This window comes from Myxococcales bacterium, assembly GCA_016703425.1.
GTDB lineage: Bacteria > Myxococcota_A > Polyangia > Polyangiales > Polyangiaceae > JADJCA01.
In genome coordinates, this window is record JADJCA010000001.1 from 453,234 (window position 1) to 468,494 (window position 15,261).

Sequence of the window (15,261 nt, forward strand, 5' to 3'; positions counted from 1 at the left end):
GTAGCATCATCGACATGGCCATCATTGCCGTCCATCGTGAGTCAGGCGCTAAATACGTGATCTTGGGCGGAGGCATCCGCATGTTCACGCCCAGCCCTCCCATTAAGGCAGAGTCTCAACGCGAGACCAGTCACGCATCGCGCAGCGTACCCGTGACGATGATGGCCACCTGCGACGGAGAGGGCGTCATCACGTGGTTTCGCTGCGAAGACATGCGGGTCATCGAGATCGATGGAGCGCCCCCCAGCGCCGTGCTCGCGAGCCGACCGCATCGATGACGTGAGGGAGGACCCACCCGGGCCGAGCGGTGTCCTCTCCAACCAGGTGCGCATTCGTAGCGAAGGTCACGGAGTGAGTCCCGCGCGTCCGCTCAGTACGTCGTCGTAAACGAGTCCATCTTCGCGCTGTTGGGCCAGCCGAGGCCGCGCACGTGGCGGTCGACGCAGGACGCGACCTTGCCGTCGCTCGGGTTCGTGTAAACGCTGACGCCAACGGCGCGGCCGTTCTTGATGGCGATCTTCACGGTCACCTTCATGCTGTCGGGGGCGCCGCAGCCGCTGATGAACGACGCGTTGGCCATGGGCCCCGAGAGCTGCGCGTTGGTGAGATCGGGCCCCGACGACTTGCCCATTTGGATCTCTTGCACGTTCGAGTTGAGCGCCGCCTCGTAGCTCATGCCCGATGGAAAACCTCCGCCAGCGCCGCCGCTGCCAGCTCGCCCACCGGCGCCGCCGGCGCGCTTCTGGCCCTTCACGCCGCCTTGCACGTCGACGCTCACGCTGTTCTCGTTCTCGACGTTCACGTCGTCTTTGCGTTCGCCCACTTTCTTGTAGAGGAAGAGGCCGGCCGCGCCCACGATGCCGAGGATCAAGACGGCGCCAACGGCGGTCTTCATGATGCCGGCGGTCTTGTCCTTTTGGGCGACGGCGGCGACGGCCTTCTTCTCGGCGACGATCTCGCGCTTGAGCTCGGCTTGGTCGGCGAAGGGGGCGAAGTCCGCCCAATCGGCGATGGCCTTGCTGTCGCCGGAGATCTCGTCGCGCAGCACGTCCGTCAGCAAGAACCGGTGCGAGATGATCTGCTGCAAGAGCTCGACGGCCGCGAAGGGGCCGTGGTCCATGCGATCTTTGTGGACGACGTACCGCGGCCGCTGGTCCGACTCGAGGCGCTCCTTGAGCGCCGCGAGCTGCGCCGTCGGGTTGGCCACGGTGCGCGCCGACTGCGGCGCGGCGGGAGCGGCGGCGGCGAAGGGATCACTCAGATCCCCGCGTGACGACGCTGGCGCCGGCGGCGGCCGCGACGAAGGCCTCGAGGACATGGGCGCCGGCAAGGGCGGCGTCGCCAGCGCAGCGCCGCTCGCGTTGATGTTGGGAATGCCCGTCGGCACGATGACCGCGTCGTGCGAAGGCGCCGGCGCGTTCGACGGGATAAACGAGAGGCGTATGTCGACCTCGAAGTCACCGCCCTTGTCGAGCCGCGAGGCGTCCACGGGGGGCGGCGGGAGGCTCCGCTCGGGCGCGAAGCCGTGGAGCGCGCTCGCGAGGGCGCCCAAGTCGTCGGGCCGATGAGCCGGATCGGCCACGAGGGCCTTGGCGAGCAACGTCTCGAGCGCCTCGGTGATGGAAGGCTCGATCTCGCGAGGCCGCGCCATGCCCGTGCCCGCCGTTTGACCCGTGAGCGCCTCGTAGAGCATCGCACCGATGGCGAAGACGCTGCCGCGGCTGCCTCCGGGCTCTAGCGTTCGGCCAAGCTCGGGGGCCGTGCACGCGCGATCGCGCGGAGAGGTGGGAACGACGGCGAGCGAGGGCTCGATGCGGGGGGCGCCGTCGGGGCTCGCGACGATGCACGAGGGATGGAGGTAGAGCTTTTCGCCGCGCTCGTGGCGGGCCTTTGCGTCGAGGCAAACGGGCACGAAGACGCCGATGGCCTCGCCGACGCTCAGGCGTTGCCCCATTCGAAAGCGACTCTCGAAGAGGGACCGGAGGGTGGTGCCCAGCGGAGCACCGGCGAGAGGCGCCGGCCCATGGGCTTGGGCCGCAGACGACATCGACATCGAGTCAGAATACAGGACGTTCGCTAGTCCCGGCTACTGGCCACCGGAACGATCAGGCCCGCTCGCGGGCCGCCTCGGCCACAATCGTACGACCTCCGATCACACGCCCCGAGAGCGCCTCAATGGCCTTCGCGAGCATCTCGCGGCGCACATTGACGAAGGTCGCGCGGTCGCGAACCTGGATCGGCCCCGTGTCGGCGCGCTCGATACCGGCCCCGTCGGTGAGCAGTCGCTGAATGTCGTCGGGCTTGGCACCGTCGCGCCGCCCGACGTTGACGTAGAGGCGGGCAAAGGCCTCGTCGGACGCGTCGGCGACCGTCGCAGGCGCCGGCGCCGCAAAGGGGCCGGGCTCTTCGCGATAGCCCGGGAGCTCCGGCGTCTCGCGTTCAAACTCCACCATGGGCGGCGGGGCCGGCATCGTCGCGTCGGCTCGGCGGCGAGGCGTCGTGGCGGCCTTGGGCGGCGGCGCCACGATGGTGTTCGCCGCATCGAGCGGCGGCTCCGTCTTCGTGACGACGACGACATCGGGACCGCCGCCCGTTCGCAGCGTGCGCTCCGCGCGGTCGGCCGAGCCGCGACTGTCACGACCTTCACGGCGCCCGCGATCACGGTCGCGGTCGCGTTCACGCGTCGGCCGCTGCGCCGACGAGCGGCCACCTTCCGGCAGCGACGAGACCGCCACGGTCGACGGGACGGCGGATGCCGGAACGACGTCGGCGACGGGCTTGGGATTTTTCGCGCGACGTGCCTCGGCGGCCTCGCGCGTCGTATCCGGTCGCGCCCCGAGGTGCTCGCGCAAGAGCGACGCAAGGACGACCTCCCCCTTCGCGTGCGTAAGCAATCGGCGAGCGAGCGCGAGATCTTCGAGGTGAACATCCCGCGAACCGAACGCCTCCACGAACGTCTGGACGAGATCGGCTTCTTGCCGCGTCTTCATCTCCGTCGGCGTGGGGAGCTGCTTCTCGATGGGGCGAAGCTTGTAGGTCAGCCGCAGGAGGTAGAGCTTGCCGACGTCGTGCCCGGTTACGAGCGAGATGGCCATGCCGGTCTTGCCGGCGCGGCCGGTGCGCCCCGTGCGATGCACGTACGACTCGGCGGCCTCCGGGAAGTCGTGGTTGATGACGTGCGTAAGGTGCGAGATGTCGATGCCTCGGGCCGCGACGTCGGTGGCCACGAGGAAGCGAAGCTTGCCCTCGCGCGTGCGCGCCATGACGCGCTCGCGCTCGTTCTGGCCCAAGTCGCTGTTGAGCCAGTCGGCGTCGTACCCTTGGTTTTGAAGGGCTTCCGCCACGCGTTCCGTCTCGTCGCGCGTGTTGCAGAAGATGACGGCGCTCTCCGGATCCTCGACCTCAAGGATGCGCACCAGCTCCTTGCGCTTGTCGACGCCCGACGGCACCAAGTAGACGAAGTGGCTGATCTCAAGGGCGCCGACCTGATCGCTCGAGAGCGTGATGAACTCGGGCTCCTTGAGCTGACGCTCGGCGAGGCGCTCGATGTCCGGCGGGATCGTCGCGCTGAAGAAGAGACCCTGACGCTCTTTCGGGAGCGAATCGGCGATGGCGTGGAGCTCTTTGGCAAAGCCCATCGACAACATCTCGTCGGCTTCGTCGAGGACGAAGATGCGAATGCCACTCGTGTCGAGGGTCCCGCGACGAATGTGGTCGAGGACGCGGCCCGGCGTGCCGGAGACGATTTGAGCGCCGCCGTTGAGCGCCTCGATCTGTTGACCCATCGGCGCGCCGCCGTAGATGGGGAGGACCTTGATGCCGCGGTGCGCGGCGAGCTTTTCGAGCTCGCGCGACACTTGAAGCGCCAGCTCGCGCGTGGGCCCGAGGATGAGCGCTTGCACGCGCGGCTCACCGCGCCGGACGAGCTGATCGATGATGGGAAGGCCGAAGGCCGCCGTCTTTCCCGTACCGGTTCGCGCTTGAACCACGAGGTTCTTCCCGCGAACAGCGGGCTCGTAGACGGCCAGCTGCACCGGCGTCGGCGAGGCGTAGCCCATCGCGTCGATGGCGCGTCGGACCTCGGGGGTAAGGGGAAGGACGTCGAACGTCGGTTTGGCCGGTGGGGGCGCGCTCGGTTCGGCGCTCTGGGAATTCTCAGTCACGGCGGCCTTCTTAGCGCGAAACGCCGCCCGCCGGGGGGCTTTCGAGCCAAGGGCCGAGGGGACCGGTCTCGCGGGCGTGGCGACGTGCCCAGCCCTCTTGGATGCGCCGCTGCCGAATGACGGCGCTCAGGGCGTCTGCCTCCCCGGGTCCGCCGCAGGCGCGCGCGGCCTCGTTCCCACGGTCCCAATCGGGGTCCACGGCGCGGCGAAAACGTGTTGCCGCGTCCTCTTCGTCGCGAGCCCACAGCGAGGCGCGAAGCCCTCGATCGAGGGCCTGCGCGAGCGCTCGTAGCTCCCGTGCGCAGGGCTCCGAAACGTCAGGCCCGACCTTCGGATCGTTGGCGAATATCTGGGGAACGACCACCGCCGAGGTCCAGGCGATGAAGGTCAGCAGGACCGCCAGGTAGCCGACCAGGATGACACGCTGCCCTGGCCCCATGGGCGGCGCCGGCGGCGGCGTCCCGGGCGCGCGCTCCGAAGGGGCCGGCGAATCCATGCTCCTTGTTCCCGCACCCTGCGGGTGCCGTCAACGAAGATGGGCAGGCCGATGGGCCTTGACCCCCCACGGAAGCCCCCACATAGTTCAAATTGTTTTGAAGGTTGCGAGCGCCATGAATCTTGGATCCGATGGGCTCCTCGTCCCGAGGGACGCGGTCGCCTTGCTGGCTGACCCGGCGGCCCAGGCTTCCACGGATGTGCGCTCACGCCTGGGTGAGGTCGCCGCGCTCTTCGCGGACGATCTCGCTCGCATCGAAGAACGGCTCCTCGCCGCGACGCGCCAGGGGATGGCGCCTTCCACGGACGCGGCGCAACACCTCCTCGCCGCCGGCGGCAAGCGCGTGCGCCCCCTCACGGTGCTGCTTTCGGCGGCCGTATTCGGTCAGGCCGCGGGCGTAGCCGCGACCGTTGAGCTGGGCGCCGTCAGCGAGCTCATCCACCTCGCGACGCTGCTCCACGACGACGTCCTCGACGACGGGCTCGAGCGGCGCGGTCAACCGACCTCGCGACGCCTTTGGGGCAATGCCGTCAGCGTCCTCGCAGGCGATCTGTTGCTCACCCACGCGCTCGAGCGGACGAGCCGCGTGGGCATAAGCGACGTCATGGAGGACCTCTTCCGGACGCTGCGGCGGCTCGTCGACGGCGAGGTCGTTCAGCTGCGAGGCCGCACGCAACTCGACCCAAGCGAAGAGACCTACTTCTACGTCGCCCGAAACAAGACCGCGTCGCTCTTCGGCTGGGCGGCGCGCGCCGGGGCCCGAGCCGCCGGGGCGAGCGCTTCTGAAGCGCAGACCATGGGCACCTTCGGCGAGGAGCTGGGCATCGCGTTTCAGCTCGTCGACGACGCCATCGACTACGAGGGCGACACCGGGAAGACCAAGCTCGGTGACCTTCGCGAAGACAAGCTGACGTTGCCGCTCTTGCGAACGCTGGCGACACGACCGGAGCTGTTGCGTGACGTCGAGGCCGTCCGCGCGGGCGACGACGGCGAGCCCGTCGAGCGCCTCCTCGTCGCGGTGCGCGCTGGCACCGGATGCCGCGACACGAGGCAGCTCGCGAAGCTCCACACGGAGCGTTGCCTCGAGGCCCTCGCGGCAGCGCCAGCGGGGCCGGCGCGGGACCTGCTCGCGTCGGTGGCGCGAGAGCTCACGGGGCGCGGCCGATGAATCGCGCCGACAGCGAGCGCGCGCCGGCCTCCGCGTCTGACGTCGGCTCGGCGCGCGGCGGACACACGCTCTGGCCGAGCGAGGCGCTCGTGGGCGACGTCGTGGGTCGCCTCATCGAGTTCTGGGGTTTCAAGCGCAACATGGGCCGCGTTTGGACCGTGCTCTACCTCTCGCCGGAGCCCATGAGCGCGGAAGATCTTCGCCACTCGCTCATGCTCTCGAGCGGGGCCGTCAGCATGACGCTCGGGGAGCTCTCGCGCTGGGGCGTCGTCCGCAAGGTCTGGGTCCAAGGCGAGCGGAAGGACTTCTACACGGCCGAAGTGCAGCTTTGGAAGATGATCTCGCGCGTCTACAGCGAGCGTGAAAAGGCGGAGATCGGCAGCGCCATCGAGGCGTTCACCGAAGCCCTCCGCTCCCTCGACGCGATCGAGGCCAGCGACGCGGCGACGAAGGCGCGCGTAGCGCTGCAGCGAGAGCGCATCGGCAATCTCCTAGAACTGGCCAAGCTCGGTCGGCAGCTCCTCGACGTACTCTTGTCGACGGCGCGGCTCGACGCCGAGCCGCTCGTGAAATTCTTGCTCGGCGACAAGAAGAAGGACTGACGCGAGCGAGCGACGGCTCAGTTGAGGTTTCGCTTGTCGGTCTCTTTGTCGGCGATGGGGGCGTCGCGCTCCAAGAAGAACGACGCGATCTCGCGCTCGAGCGCCGCGCCCGTCTCTTCTTCCATGGCCTCCAGCGACCCGGCGACGCGCTCCACGTTGCGCTGGTAGACGAAGAGCCGCAGCGGCCCCGGCTCGCCGAGCTCGGTCGCCGATTGGTCAAGGAGCAGGAGAGCCCGCGGGTCGACGCCATCGACGACAATTTCGGCGCCCGGCAGATCGACCACGAAGACCTCGGCACCGCGCACGTAGCGCGCGAGGGCGGCGTCGAGGCGCCCCAAGATGCCCCGGACCATCGACGCGAAGGTGTCGGCGGACGGAGCCCACTGGGGCGGGGGACGCGAGACGTCGAGGCCGCGCGAGCGAAGCAGCGCTTCGGTGGCGCCGCGCGAGTCGCCGCGCTCGTCGCGCACGAGACCCAGGTAGTACGCAGCGTCGGCTGACAGAGGATCCTTGCGCGCCGCCTCTTCGATGTAAGGAGCCGACTTGTCGGCGCGGCCCAGCTCGTAGTAGCTCCGCCCGATGAGGAACGTGTAGCTCGGGTTGTCGTAGGACTTGTCCGGGATGCGGGCCATGACAAGGAGGGCGTCGTCGGTGCGACCGAGCGCGATCAGCGCTTCCACCTTGAGCAGCAAGCAATCGGCGCGCTCCTCCGGCGTCTCGGAGATCTCGTAGGCGTCCTCGCACATCGTGATGGCTTCTTCCCACTCGCCCATCGGGTGCAGCAAGACCTCGGCGGCGTTGAGCATGGCCTCGAAGTAGGTGTCATCGAGGGCGATGGCTTGACGGTAGTGCTCGAGGGCTTCGTCGCCGTCGCCGGCGAGGGCAGCGGTGTAGCCAAGGAGGTTGTGCACCTCGGGAGACTGGGGATCGATCTCGAGGGCGCGCTTCGCGCACGACGCCGCGCCGGCTGCATCGCCGCGCTGCGCCAAATCCCAACCACGGTCGAGGTGCGCGGAGAGTTGGTCCATGACCCCTCAGCTTTTTCCTGAAGCCGACTCCCTCGTCAAGGCCTAGCCGCCCAAGTGCGCGGAATCAGTCGAGGGCGCGATGCGAATTTTGTTGAAGGGTGCGGTCCGTCGAGAGACTTCGAGGGGCGTCGCTGCGCGTCAGTGCTCCGGCGCCGCCCGAACGACCACCAACGTGCCGGGCTTCTCGCCGCTGCTCCAGACGCCGTGCCACCCCTCCGGGTTCTGCGGCTCGGTCCAGTAGAACATCGCCCGCGCGTCGAAGGGCGCGAGGTTGATGCAGCCGTGGCTGCGCGTGTTGCCGAAGTTCGTGTGCCAGAAGGCACCGTGCAGGGCGATGCTGCCGTTGAAGTACATGATCCACGGCACGTCTTCGATGGAGTAGGGCCCGTCGCTCGCCACGTCGCCGTCCATGGTCGCGGCGATGTGTTTCTCGCGGATGCGGAAGCTGCCGGGCTTCGTCTCGAAGTTCTTCTCTTTGTTCTGCCGGTCCTTCTTGCCGCTCGAGATGAGCGTCGCGAAGACCGGCTTGTCGCCCTCGAAGGCCACGAGCGTTTGCGTCTCGAGGCTGACGTCGATCCACTTCTCGCCGGGCTTTAGCTCCTTGGGCAGCGGGCCGGGCTTGGTGACGCGGCCTTCCGATTCGCGCATCCACCAACCTTCGTCGCTCTCGTGGAACGCGAACCCGCCAGAGCGCATCGTCTTGCCGGTGAGGCCGATGGCGGTGAAGCGCGGCAGGGTCTCGCCGCTGGGCGTCATCTTCGTGCCGTCCTTCGACGGCGTGTACTTGCGCGCGCGCCAGAGCGTGAACCCGATGGGCAGCTTGGTGGGGAGCTTCACGGCGGGCTCGGCGTAGCCGCCGTCCTCGAGGCGGGGCGCACCGGCATCACCGCTCGGCGGTTGCGGCGGCGGCGGAGCCTGCAAGGCGGGTCCGGGCGAGGCGCCGGTGAGCCAAACGCCGTGGAACTGGGTGATCTTGTCGTTCACGAAGACGCGATCGTAGGGGACGACGAAACCCTCGGTGTTCTTCCACCAGCGTGAGCCGTTCTCGAAGCGCATCTCCTTGTCGAGGGCGAGGTAAAAGCCGCGCACCATGCGGCGCACGATGGGGCCCTCGCCGCGGAGCTCGTCGAGCGTGATCTGCGGCTTGCCGCCGTCGTGTTCGCGCAGGTACCAGGGCGTGCCCGCGTCGGAGGCCTCGAGGCCGGCGCCCAACGGATCGAGCGACGTGGCGGCGGCGGGCCCGCGGACGTCCCCCGCGTCGGCGACGTCGTAGGGGTTTCCTTCTTCGAGGCTCCGCTTCTTGGCCTTGGCCGAGAGCCACGGCTCGTATTGCTGGCGCTCCTCGCGCGACGGAATCGTCCGGTAGAGCGGGGCGCCGTGCGTGAGGTTGTAGCCATACTGGTAGGGCAGGGGCCCGTCCGTGGTAGGCAAATGCGGCGCGAGCTTCACGCGCGGATGGTTCATGTCGAGCGACGCGTATTTTCCACAGACGAAGCCGCCGGCGACGAGCTCGTACCAGCCGTCTTGGCAGTTGGGCTTCTTGTGGGCCTCGGCGACGACCGGCGCTTTCGCTCCGCGGCGCATGTACCCGATGCGCTTGACGCCTTCGCGGGCCGGATCGCGCTTGGTGCTGCCCTCCGGGAGCGGCCACTCCATGTCGCTCATGATCGGCGTCTGCATGAAGAGCGCGGCGAGGTACGGGCCGTCGTATCCTGCGTCCTTGATGCCATCCTTGACGGACAACGCCCCCACGCTCGAAAAGCCGGCGTCCTGCACGCCACTCGAAGGCGGCGCCGTGCTGTCGGACGCGGCGTCGGTCGCGGCGCCTTTCGGCGGCGACTGCGTCACGGGGCTTGGATCACGCTGCGCGCACCCCGCCGATGCGACCACCGTCGCAAGGACGCCCAGCACGCACACCTTTCGGGAACGACACAACAAAGACGGCCTCTCGGATTGTCTTGGTAGTACCCCTCGCGGAGGCTGTCGATCCAGTTCTCGGCGGTTTTTCTTGGCGGCGCGGCGAAAGCTCACAAGGCCCGCGCTGCGAGGACCGTGCCGAGCGAGCGACGGGGCAGGACGCGCATGAAATCGCGGGGCCTGACGGAATGCGGAGCGGCCGCCGACGCTTATGCCGTGGGTGAGCGAGGGCAGCTCCGTGTCCGCTGACCCGCACAAGCCTTCGCTCGGCGAGGGCGCCGGCGACGCGGCTCCGACGGCGCCGCACGCGACGGGTCCCTCGCCGGGAGCACCGCGCACCGGGCCGACGCGCTTCTGGGACGGTCGACGCGTCAGGCGCGCCCTGGCTTTCACCTTGGCCATGTCCGTCGCGGTGCACTACGCGCTCGCGCCTTGGAGCCTCTTTCCCGAGCGGAAGCTCGAGTTTCGCGAGGTCGAAGGCGAGCTGACCATCGCCATCGACACGATGAGTGAGCCGGCGCCGCCGCCGCCCGAGGCGCCACCGCCGGCCCCTCCACCGGTTCCCACACCGGAGGCCGAGGGGCCGGGGTCCACGAAGCGAGACGCCGGGCCCAAACCCCCGAGAGACGCGGGGCGCGACACCGCGAAGGAGCGCGCGCGCGACGCGGGCTCCGATGCCGACGTCGAGCTCGAGGACGGCGGTGCGCTCCCCCTTGTTGCGCGCGACGCTGGCGCTCCTGGCAGCAGCGATGGCGGCGAGCCGCGCGACGGGGGCGACTCGATCGCGCTCGCCGACGCCAGCGGGCTGCCGCCGGGAGCCAACGGGCCGCGCGATCCCCAGGCAATGATCGGTGCCGCGGGCGCGGTTCAGGCCGACGTGCCGCTCGTGCAGCTGCTCGTCAATGTTGCCGAGATCCGCAAGCACCCCGTCGGCGCCAAGATGGGCCCGCTGCTGAGCGCGATCCCCGAGTGGGACGAATACATCGCGGGCACCAACGTCGATCCGGTCCGCGACACCGATTGGATCTTGGTCAACGGTCCGTCGCTCTATTCGAAGCGCACGAGCCGCATCGCGATCATCATCCACTACTCGACGAGCGACGCGCTGGTCGACAAGGCGGTGCAGCACCTCTCCAAGAAGCATCCGTCGGGCGGGCCCTTCGACGCGGGCGTGCCGGGCGTGAAGGCGTACCTCGGCCACGCCGACTTCGCGCCGCGCGTCTTCTTGCGGCCTCAGAGCCACGTGCTCGCCATCGTGCCGCCGGACTACGCAAACACGGCGGCGAAGATCCTCAGCAAGGCGCGCATCGGCACCAAGGTCCAGCCGGGCGAGGCGATGCGCCTCACGTTGCGAAACCCGAGCCGGCCCATGCCGTTTCTCTCGCCGAACATCCGCGAGATGCGCCTGTGGATCGTGCCCCGCGCCGATGGCGGCGCCGACGTGCACGCGGAAGGTGACGTGCCCGATTCGGCGGAGGCCGAGAAGGTCGCCAAAGAGATCAAGAAGCTGGTTCGCGAACAGAACTCGCTCGGCGTGCAGATGATCACGCAGGGCATCTTGAACCGCACCGAGGTGAGCGCCGACGGCGCTGTCGTGAGGCTCCACGTGCCCGCCACGGAGGCGCAGATTCAGGCCATCCTGGACTTCGTCATGGCGTACCTGGGCGTCGGAAAACCTCGGTAGGCGAGGCGCGGACTCGCGGCGCCGCGCCCCCGCGCTTGAAATCGGTGGGTCCGCTTGCGATAAGGACCCCATGTCCTTCCGCGTCCTTCGCTCGCGCCACAGCCTCCTCACCGCCTTCGCCGCGCTCCTCGTCCTGTCCTCGGCATGCAACAAGTCCGTCGACGAGCCGACCCAAGGCGGCTTCAAGCCGGCCGCCGCAGCGCCCGAGCCGCCGGGCCCCACCAAGCTCGAGACCACCGACGAGGCCGTGGGCACCGGCAAGGAGGCCAAGAGCGGCGACAAGGTACGTGTACACTACACGGGCACCCTGATGAGCGGGAAGAAGTTCGACAGCTCGCGCGATCGCGGCGAGCCCTTCGAGTTCACGCTCGGCAAGGGCGAGGTCATCAAAGGCTGGGATCAGGGCGTCGTCGGCATGAAGGTCGGCGGCAAGCGCAAGCTCGTCATCCCCTTCGATCTCGCCTACGGCGAGGCCGGCTCGCCGCCCAACATCCCGCCCAAGGCGGCGCTCAAGTTCGACGTCGAGCTGGTCGAGGTCAAATAGCGTCAAGCGCGCCGGGGGCTCGCGGCAGCGGCGGCTAGGCGGGGACCACGCGGCGGAAGCGCTCTTCGAGCTCCGCCGCGCGCGCGAGCGTCAGCGGCCCAACGCGGAGTTCGCCCTCGCTCGAGGCGATGGCGAAGAAGTGAAATGGCCCGGCGCGCGAGCGCGTGGCGCCGGCGATGGACGGCCACGTGCGTCGTGAACCGGCGAAGGTGATCCCCGTACCGTCGAGCACGACGTCGAGCGGAAGCGTGGCCGACAAGCCCCACGCGGAGACGACCAGGAGTGACAGCGCCAACAAGGCGGCCCCGTAGAACGCGACGCCCGGCGCCGCGCCGGGGCGCTCGGCGCTGACGCCCAAGACCACGAGCAGGAGCGCCGCCACGTGCACGGCGACGGCGGAGGCGCGGAACGCCCTAGGCGACCCGGTGGCGAGGATCGTCGACCGCTCGCGACTCAGCGGCGGGGCCTCTTCGCCCACGGCGGCGCGGCGGAGGGCGCGCCTCACGAGGACGACGAAGGCGCTCGCGAGTCCCAGGTTGAGGAGCAGGGCGACGGGCGCGAGGCCGCGCGTCGACAGCAAGGCGTCGAAGGCGCCGTGAAGGATCGCCGCGAGGGCGAAATACCGGAAGACGAGCCCACGAGAGCGGCCCGGCAAGAGCGTCTGCCCTAGCGCATAGCCCCAGAGGGCGGCGAGGAAGAAGTGCGCCGGGATGCTCGTGAAGGTGCGCGCGAGCACGAGCGATGGCGCCAAGCGGCCTAGCGCGAAGTACTTCACGTTCTCGACGGCGGCGAACCCGAGCGCCGCGGCGACGCCGTAGACGATGCCATCGATGGGCTCATCAAACTCGCGGCGGCGCACCACGAAGGCCGCGGCGGCGAGCTTCACGCCTTCTTCGGTGAGGCCAACGACCAGCGTGAAGATCAGAAGCGCGTACGGAAACGCCGCGAGCCGGCCCCCCATGGTCGCAAACGTTGGGTTGGTCGCGAGCGACAGCTTGGCCCAGAAGATCTCGATGGCCGCCGCGGGGACGACGGACAACGCGCCGAGCCCGAAGACCACGGCGACGAGCCAAACGGGCTCCGGGTGCAGGCGATCGAAGCGCCGCACGAAGGCGAGCCACGCGCACGAGAGCACGAGCGGCAGAAGGAGCCCCAAAGCTGCCATTCCAAAGTCGGGAGAGAGCGGCTTGGTCGCGACGAACGTGAGCGGGGGCAGCTCGGGGCTTTGGAGCATGGCGCGGAGGCGGTCCGCGCGCGTGTACGCGTAGAGGCCGTCGCCGACGGCAACGGTCACCGTGTCGTCCCCCGCGAGGACCGCCGTGCCGAGGACCGTGTCGTCGCGAATGACGATGACGGGGGTGGACACCTCGCCGTCACCGCGCGGCGCGCTTCCCTTCGCGATGGCGGCGTGGACCTCGGCGCTCACGCGGAGCCGAATGCCTCGTCCGTCGCTGGTGACCTCGGCAAGAAGAGGGGTGCCGAGCGTCGTGGCGAGCGGCGCGCGCTCTGCGCCACGCGTCCGAGCCAGGTCGACGCCCAGCGGATCGTAGAAGAGCGCCAGGGCGCCCGGCGCGGCGTCACGAACGGCTGCGTTCACGGCGTCGGGCGAACGCGGCGCGCCTACCGCGTCCTTCGCCTCGCGATGAAACGCGACGCCGCCACGCCACCGCAAGAGCTCGCGCACCGTCGTGGCCGCCTCGTCGGTGACGACCACGCGCACCGTAGCCCCAGCGACCGTCACGGCGGCTGCCACGCGGGCGGCGGCGAGGCGTTGCGCGATCGACTGCCGAAGGGCTTCGTCCCCCGCGGGAGCCGCGTCGCTACGAAACTCGAGCTCGACGTCGCGCTGCCCGGGAAGCGACGCGCAACCAGAGAGCGCCGCAGCGATCAGCATGAGGAGGGCGAGGGCGAGCCGCACTCGGGCATCGTAATACGGAGGCGCTTCGCTGCCGCTTCGGTTCGCTCGGCCCTCCGCCGAGCCTCCGCCGAGCTTCGATCCTGCGAAGGCGCCTCGCGATTGCCGTTGACGCCCGCGACGCTTGGGGGTGAAGTCTGGCCATGGCCGACGCGACCCCCGTCTTTGTCGCCGCCGCTGTGGTGCTCGGACTGCTCGCCGTGTGGGCCGTGTCCGTCGCCGTGCGGCCCGGACCGAAATGGGCCGCCGAGCCGCCCTCGCCAGCGCCAGACGCGAAAGCGAGCGCCAAGGCCGCTGCCGACGCGCCGGAAGCCTGATCAGCGCTGCGGACGGGGACCTACTCCGACAGCCCGAAGAAGCTCCGCACCTTGCCCAGGATCTCCAACGCGTCACGGCTCTGCCGATCGCCGTCGACCGGTTCGTCGGCGCGCACGCTCATGAGCTCGCTGCGGCGCCGCGCCAACATCGCGCTCATCTCCAGCGCCACCTCGGGCCGGTCTTGCACCACGTGCTCGAAGCTCGACTTGTCGAGCCGGTAGCAGGTCACGTCGGTGAGCGCGACGACGTCGGCGGCGCGCGGCTCACCGGTCATCAGGCCCATCTCGCCGAAGAAGCTCGGCGCCTCGAGCCGCGCGACGGTGCGGTTGCTGCCGTCGGCGGCGCGCGTTCGGATCTCGACGGTGCCGGCCACCAAGATGTAGAGCCAGTGGGCGACGGCGCCCTGACGCGTCACGACCTCGCCGGCCACGAAGTGGGCATCGAGGAGGCGCTCCGAAATGGAGAGGCGCTCCGACTCTGTGAGCGACTGAAAGAGCTCCATCCGGGCGAGCGCTTCGGCGCGGACGCTGCGGTCCTTCTCAAAGCGCCGCGTCGCCCGCGTCTCGTCGTCGTTGGTCACGACGATGGAACGGGCCGGTCGGGCCAGGTGAATGCCGGCGCGATTGAGCGCGGCGTAGATGCGCGCGCGCACGACGGAGCTCGTGGGGTCGTCGACGGCGAGGTCCGTCAGGTGGTAGCGAACCGCGTAGGCGGCGTAACCCTCGCGCGTGAAGTCCATGCAAACGCAGCTCGGCTTCGGCCTCGCGGCCACGTTAGGAATGGGTGCGGCCGCGAGCGCGTCTTCGACGACCTGCACCACACGCTGCGGTGCGTGCTTGAAGTCGACGCAAAAGTTAACCCACATGCGCGCCTGCAAGGGCTCGCCGTCGCGCTTGCCCAAGATGAGGATGTTGCCGGCGAGGAGCGCCGAGTTAGGGACGACGAGCGTGGCCCAGTCGCGCGTCTCCAGGAGCGTGTGGCGCCAGCGGATTTGCTTCACCTTGCCCTGGCGGCCGCTTTCGAGCTGAATCCAATCGCCGACGTGGATCGAGCCGTCGAGCTGGAGCGCGACGCCGCCCAAGATGTTGCCGAGCGTCGCCTGAAGCGAGATCGCGAGGATGCCGCTGACGACCGCCGAGGTCGCGATGACGGAGCTTAGGTTCCACCCGGCAGCGTGAGCGACGCCGATGGTCGTCGCGATGTACGCGAGGCCGATGGAGATGTCGCTGACGATGGAGGCGGAGCTCGACCTTCAGGCGCGGCAAGAGCGCGTCGAAGACGAAGAGGCCGACGAGGCTGACGAAGGTGAACGCTTCGAAGAGGCTCGACAGGAACTTGAAACGCGGCCCCCAGCCGGGCAGGCCCGCGAAGAGCGCCTCCGCCACCACGAAGGTCGCGAAGAGGCCATAGAGCACCACGGTGCGCT

At 69.3% G+C, this 15,261-nt stretch carries 13 protein-coding genes; 6 read left to right on the forward strand and 7 right to left on the reverse strand.

What is annotated here, in order from left to right:
• Window positions 1-14 precede the first annotated feature (14 nt).
• The gene (locus IPG50_01925; GenBank protein MBK6690958.1) at window positions 15-278 is read left to right on the forward strand and encodes a hypothetical protein; all 264 of its coding nucleotides are present in this window, start codon (window positions 15-17) and stop codon (window positions 276-278) included.
• A 92-nt stretch (window positions 279-370) separates the two neighbouring features.
• Here the strand turns inward: IPG50_01925 and IPG50_01930 are convergent, their stop codons facing one another.
• The 3 genes from IPG50_01930 to IPG50_01940 form a co-directional block, all read right to left on the reverse strand.
• Entirely contained in the window at window positions 371-2,053 is a 1,683-nt protein-coding gene (locus IPG50_01930) for a hypothetical protein (protein ID MBK6690959.1), read from the reverse strand.
• 52 nt (window positions 2,054-2,105) lie between these two features.
• Window positions 2,106-4,058, reverse strand: coding sequence for a DEAD/DEAH box helicase (locus IPG50_01935; GenBank protein ID MBK6690960.1), 1,953 nt, complete (start codon window positions 4,056-4,058; stop codon window positions 2,106-2,108).
• Between the two features lie 115 nt (window positions 4,059-4,173).
• Entirely contained in the window at window positions 4,174-4,659 is a 486-nt protein-coding gene (locus IPG50_01940; GenBank protein MBK6690961.1) for a hypothetical protein, read from the reverse strand.
• 115 nt (window positions 4,660-4,774) lie between these two features.
• On the opposite strand from IPG50_01940, the gene IPG50_01945 reads away from it, so the two are divergent.
• On the forward strand, window positions 4,775-5,827 hold the full coding sequence (locus IPG50_01945) for a polyprenyl synthetase family protein (protein ID MBK6690962.1): 1,053 nt from the start codon (window positions 4,775-4,777) through the stop codon (window positions 5,825-5,827).
• On the forward strand, window positions 5,824-6,429 hold the full coding sequence (locus tag IPG50_01950; GenBank protein ID MBK6690963.1) for an ArsR family transcriptional regulator: 606 nt from the start codon (window positions 5,824-5,826) through the stop codon (window positions 6,427-6,429). The genes IPG50_01945 and IPG50_01950 overlap by 4 nt, the downstream gene beginning before the upstream one ends.
• Window positions 6,430-6,446: 17 nt before the next feature.
• Here IPG50_01950 and IPG50_01955 read toward each other — a convergent pair whose 3' ends face one another.
• Window positions 6,447-7,457, reverse strand: a complete 1,011-nt coding sequence (locus IPG50_01955; GenBank protein ID MBK6690964.1) for a tetratricopeptide repeat protein — start codon at window positions 7,455-7,457, stop codon at window positions 6,447-6,449.
• 138 nt (window positions 7,458-7,595) lie between these two features.
• Window positions 7,596-9,368 (reverse strand): L,D-transpeptidase, encoded by a 1,773-nt coding sequence (locus tag IPG50_01960; GenBank protein MBK6690965.1) that lies wholly within the window; start codon window positions 9,366-9,368, stop codon window positions 7,596-7,598.
• A gap of 244 nt (window positions 9,369-9,612) precedes the next feature.
• Here IPG50_01960 and IPG50_01965 point away from each other — a divergent pair, with 244 nt between their 5' ends.
• Window positions 9,613-11,058 carry a hypothetical protein gene (locus tag IPG50_01965; GenBank protein ID MBK6690966.1) on the forward strand — a complete coding sequence of 482 codons (1,446 nt, stop codon included), beginning with the start codon at window positions 9,613-9,615 and terminating at the stop codon, window positions 11,056-11,058.
• A 70-nt stretch (window positions 11,059-11,128) separates the two neighbouring features.
• On the forward strand, window positions 11,129-11,602 hold the full coding sequence (locus IPG50_01970) for an FKBP-type peptidyl-prolyl cis-trans isomerase (GenBank protein ID MBK6690967.1): 474 nt from the start codon (window positions 11,129-11,131) through the stop codon (window positions 11,600-11,602).
• A 34-nt stretch (window positions 11,603-11,636) separates the two neighbouring features.
• On the opposite strand, the gene IPG50_01975 is transcribed toward IPG50_01970, so the two are convergent.
• Entirely contained in the window at window positions 11,637-13,520 is a 1,884-nt protein-coding gene (locus IPG50_01975; GenBank protein ID MBK6690968.1) for a PrsW family intramembrane metalloprotease, read from the reverse strand.
• A gap of 140 nt (window positions 13,521-13,660) precedes the next feature.
• Between IPG50_01975 and IPG50_01980 the strand changes: the two genes are divergently transcribed.
• Entirely contained in the window at window positions 13,661-13,834 is a 174-nt protein-coding gene (locus tag IPG50_01980) for a hypothetical protein (protein MBK6690969.1), read from the forward strand.
• A gap of 20 nt (window positions 13,835-13,854) precedes the next feature.
• Here the strand turns inward: IPG50_01980 and IPG50_01985 are convergent, their stop codons facing one another.
• On the reverse strand, window positions 13,855-14,916 hold the full coding sequence (locus tag IPG50_01985) for a mechanosensitive ion channel family protein (protein MBK6690970.1): 1,062 nt from the start codon (window positions 14,914-14,916) through the stop codon (window positions 13,855-13,857).
• Window positions 14,917-15,261 lie beyond the last annotated feature (345 nt).

Coding starts and splice junctions, on each gene's coding strand:
- IPG50_01950 (MBK6690963.1), top strand. CDS start 5,824: ATGAATCGCGCCGACAGCGAGCGCGCGCCGGCCTCCGCGTCTGACGTC.
- IPG50_01940 (MBK6690961.1), bottom strand. CDS start 4,659: ATGGATTCGCCGGCCCCTTCGGAGCGCGCGCCCGGGACGCCGCCGCCG.
- IPG50_01955 (MBK6690964.1), bottom strand. CDS start 7,457: ATGGACCAACTCTCCGCGCACCTCGACCGTGGTTGGGATTTGGCGCAG.
- IPG50_01980 (MBK6690969.1), top strand. CDS start 13,661: ATGGCCGACGCGACCCCCGTCTTTGTCGCCGCCGCTGTGGTGCTCGGA.
- IPG50_01945 (MBK6690962.1), top strand. CDS start 4,775: ATGAATCTTGGATCCGATGGGCTCCTCGTCCCGAGGGACGCGGTCGCC.
- IPG50_01930 (MBK6690959.1), bottom strand. CDS start 2,053: ATGTCGATGTCGTCTGCGGCCCAAGCCCATGGGCCGGCGCCTCTCGCC.
- IPG50_01925 (MBK6690958.1), top strand. CDS start 15: ATGGCCATCATTGCCGTCCATCGTGAGTCAGGCGCTAAATACGTGATC.
- IPG50_01935 (MBK6690960.1), bottom strand. CDS start 4,058: ATGGGCTACGCCTCGCCGACGCCGGTGCAGCTGGCCGTCTACGAGCCC.
- IPG50_01970 (MBK6690967.1), top strand. CDS start 11,129: ATGTCCTTCCGCGTCCTTCGCTCGCGCCACAGCCTCCTCACCGCCTTC.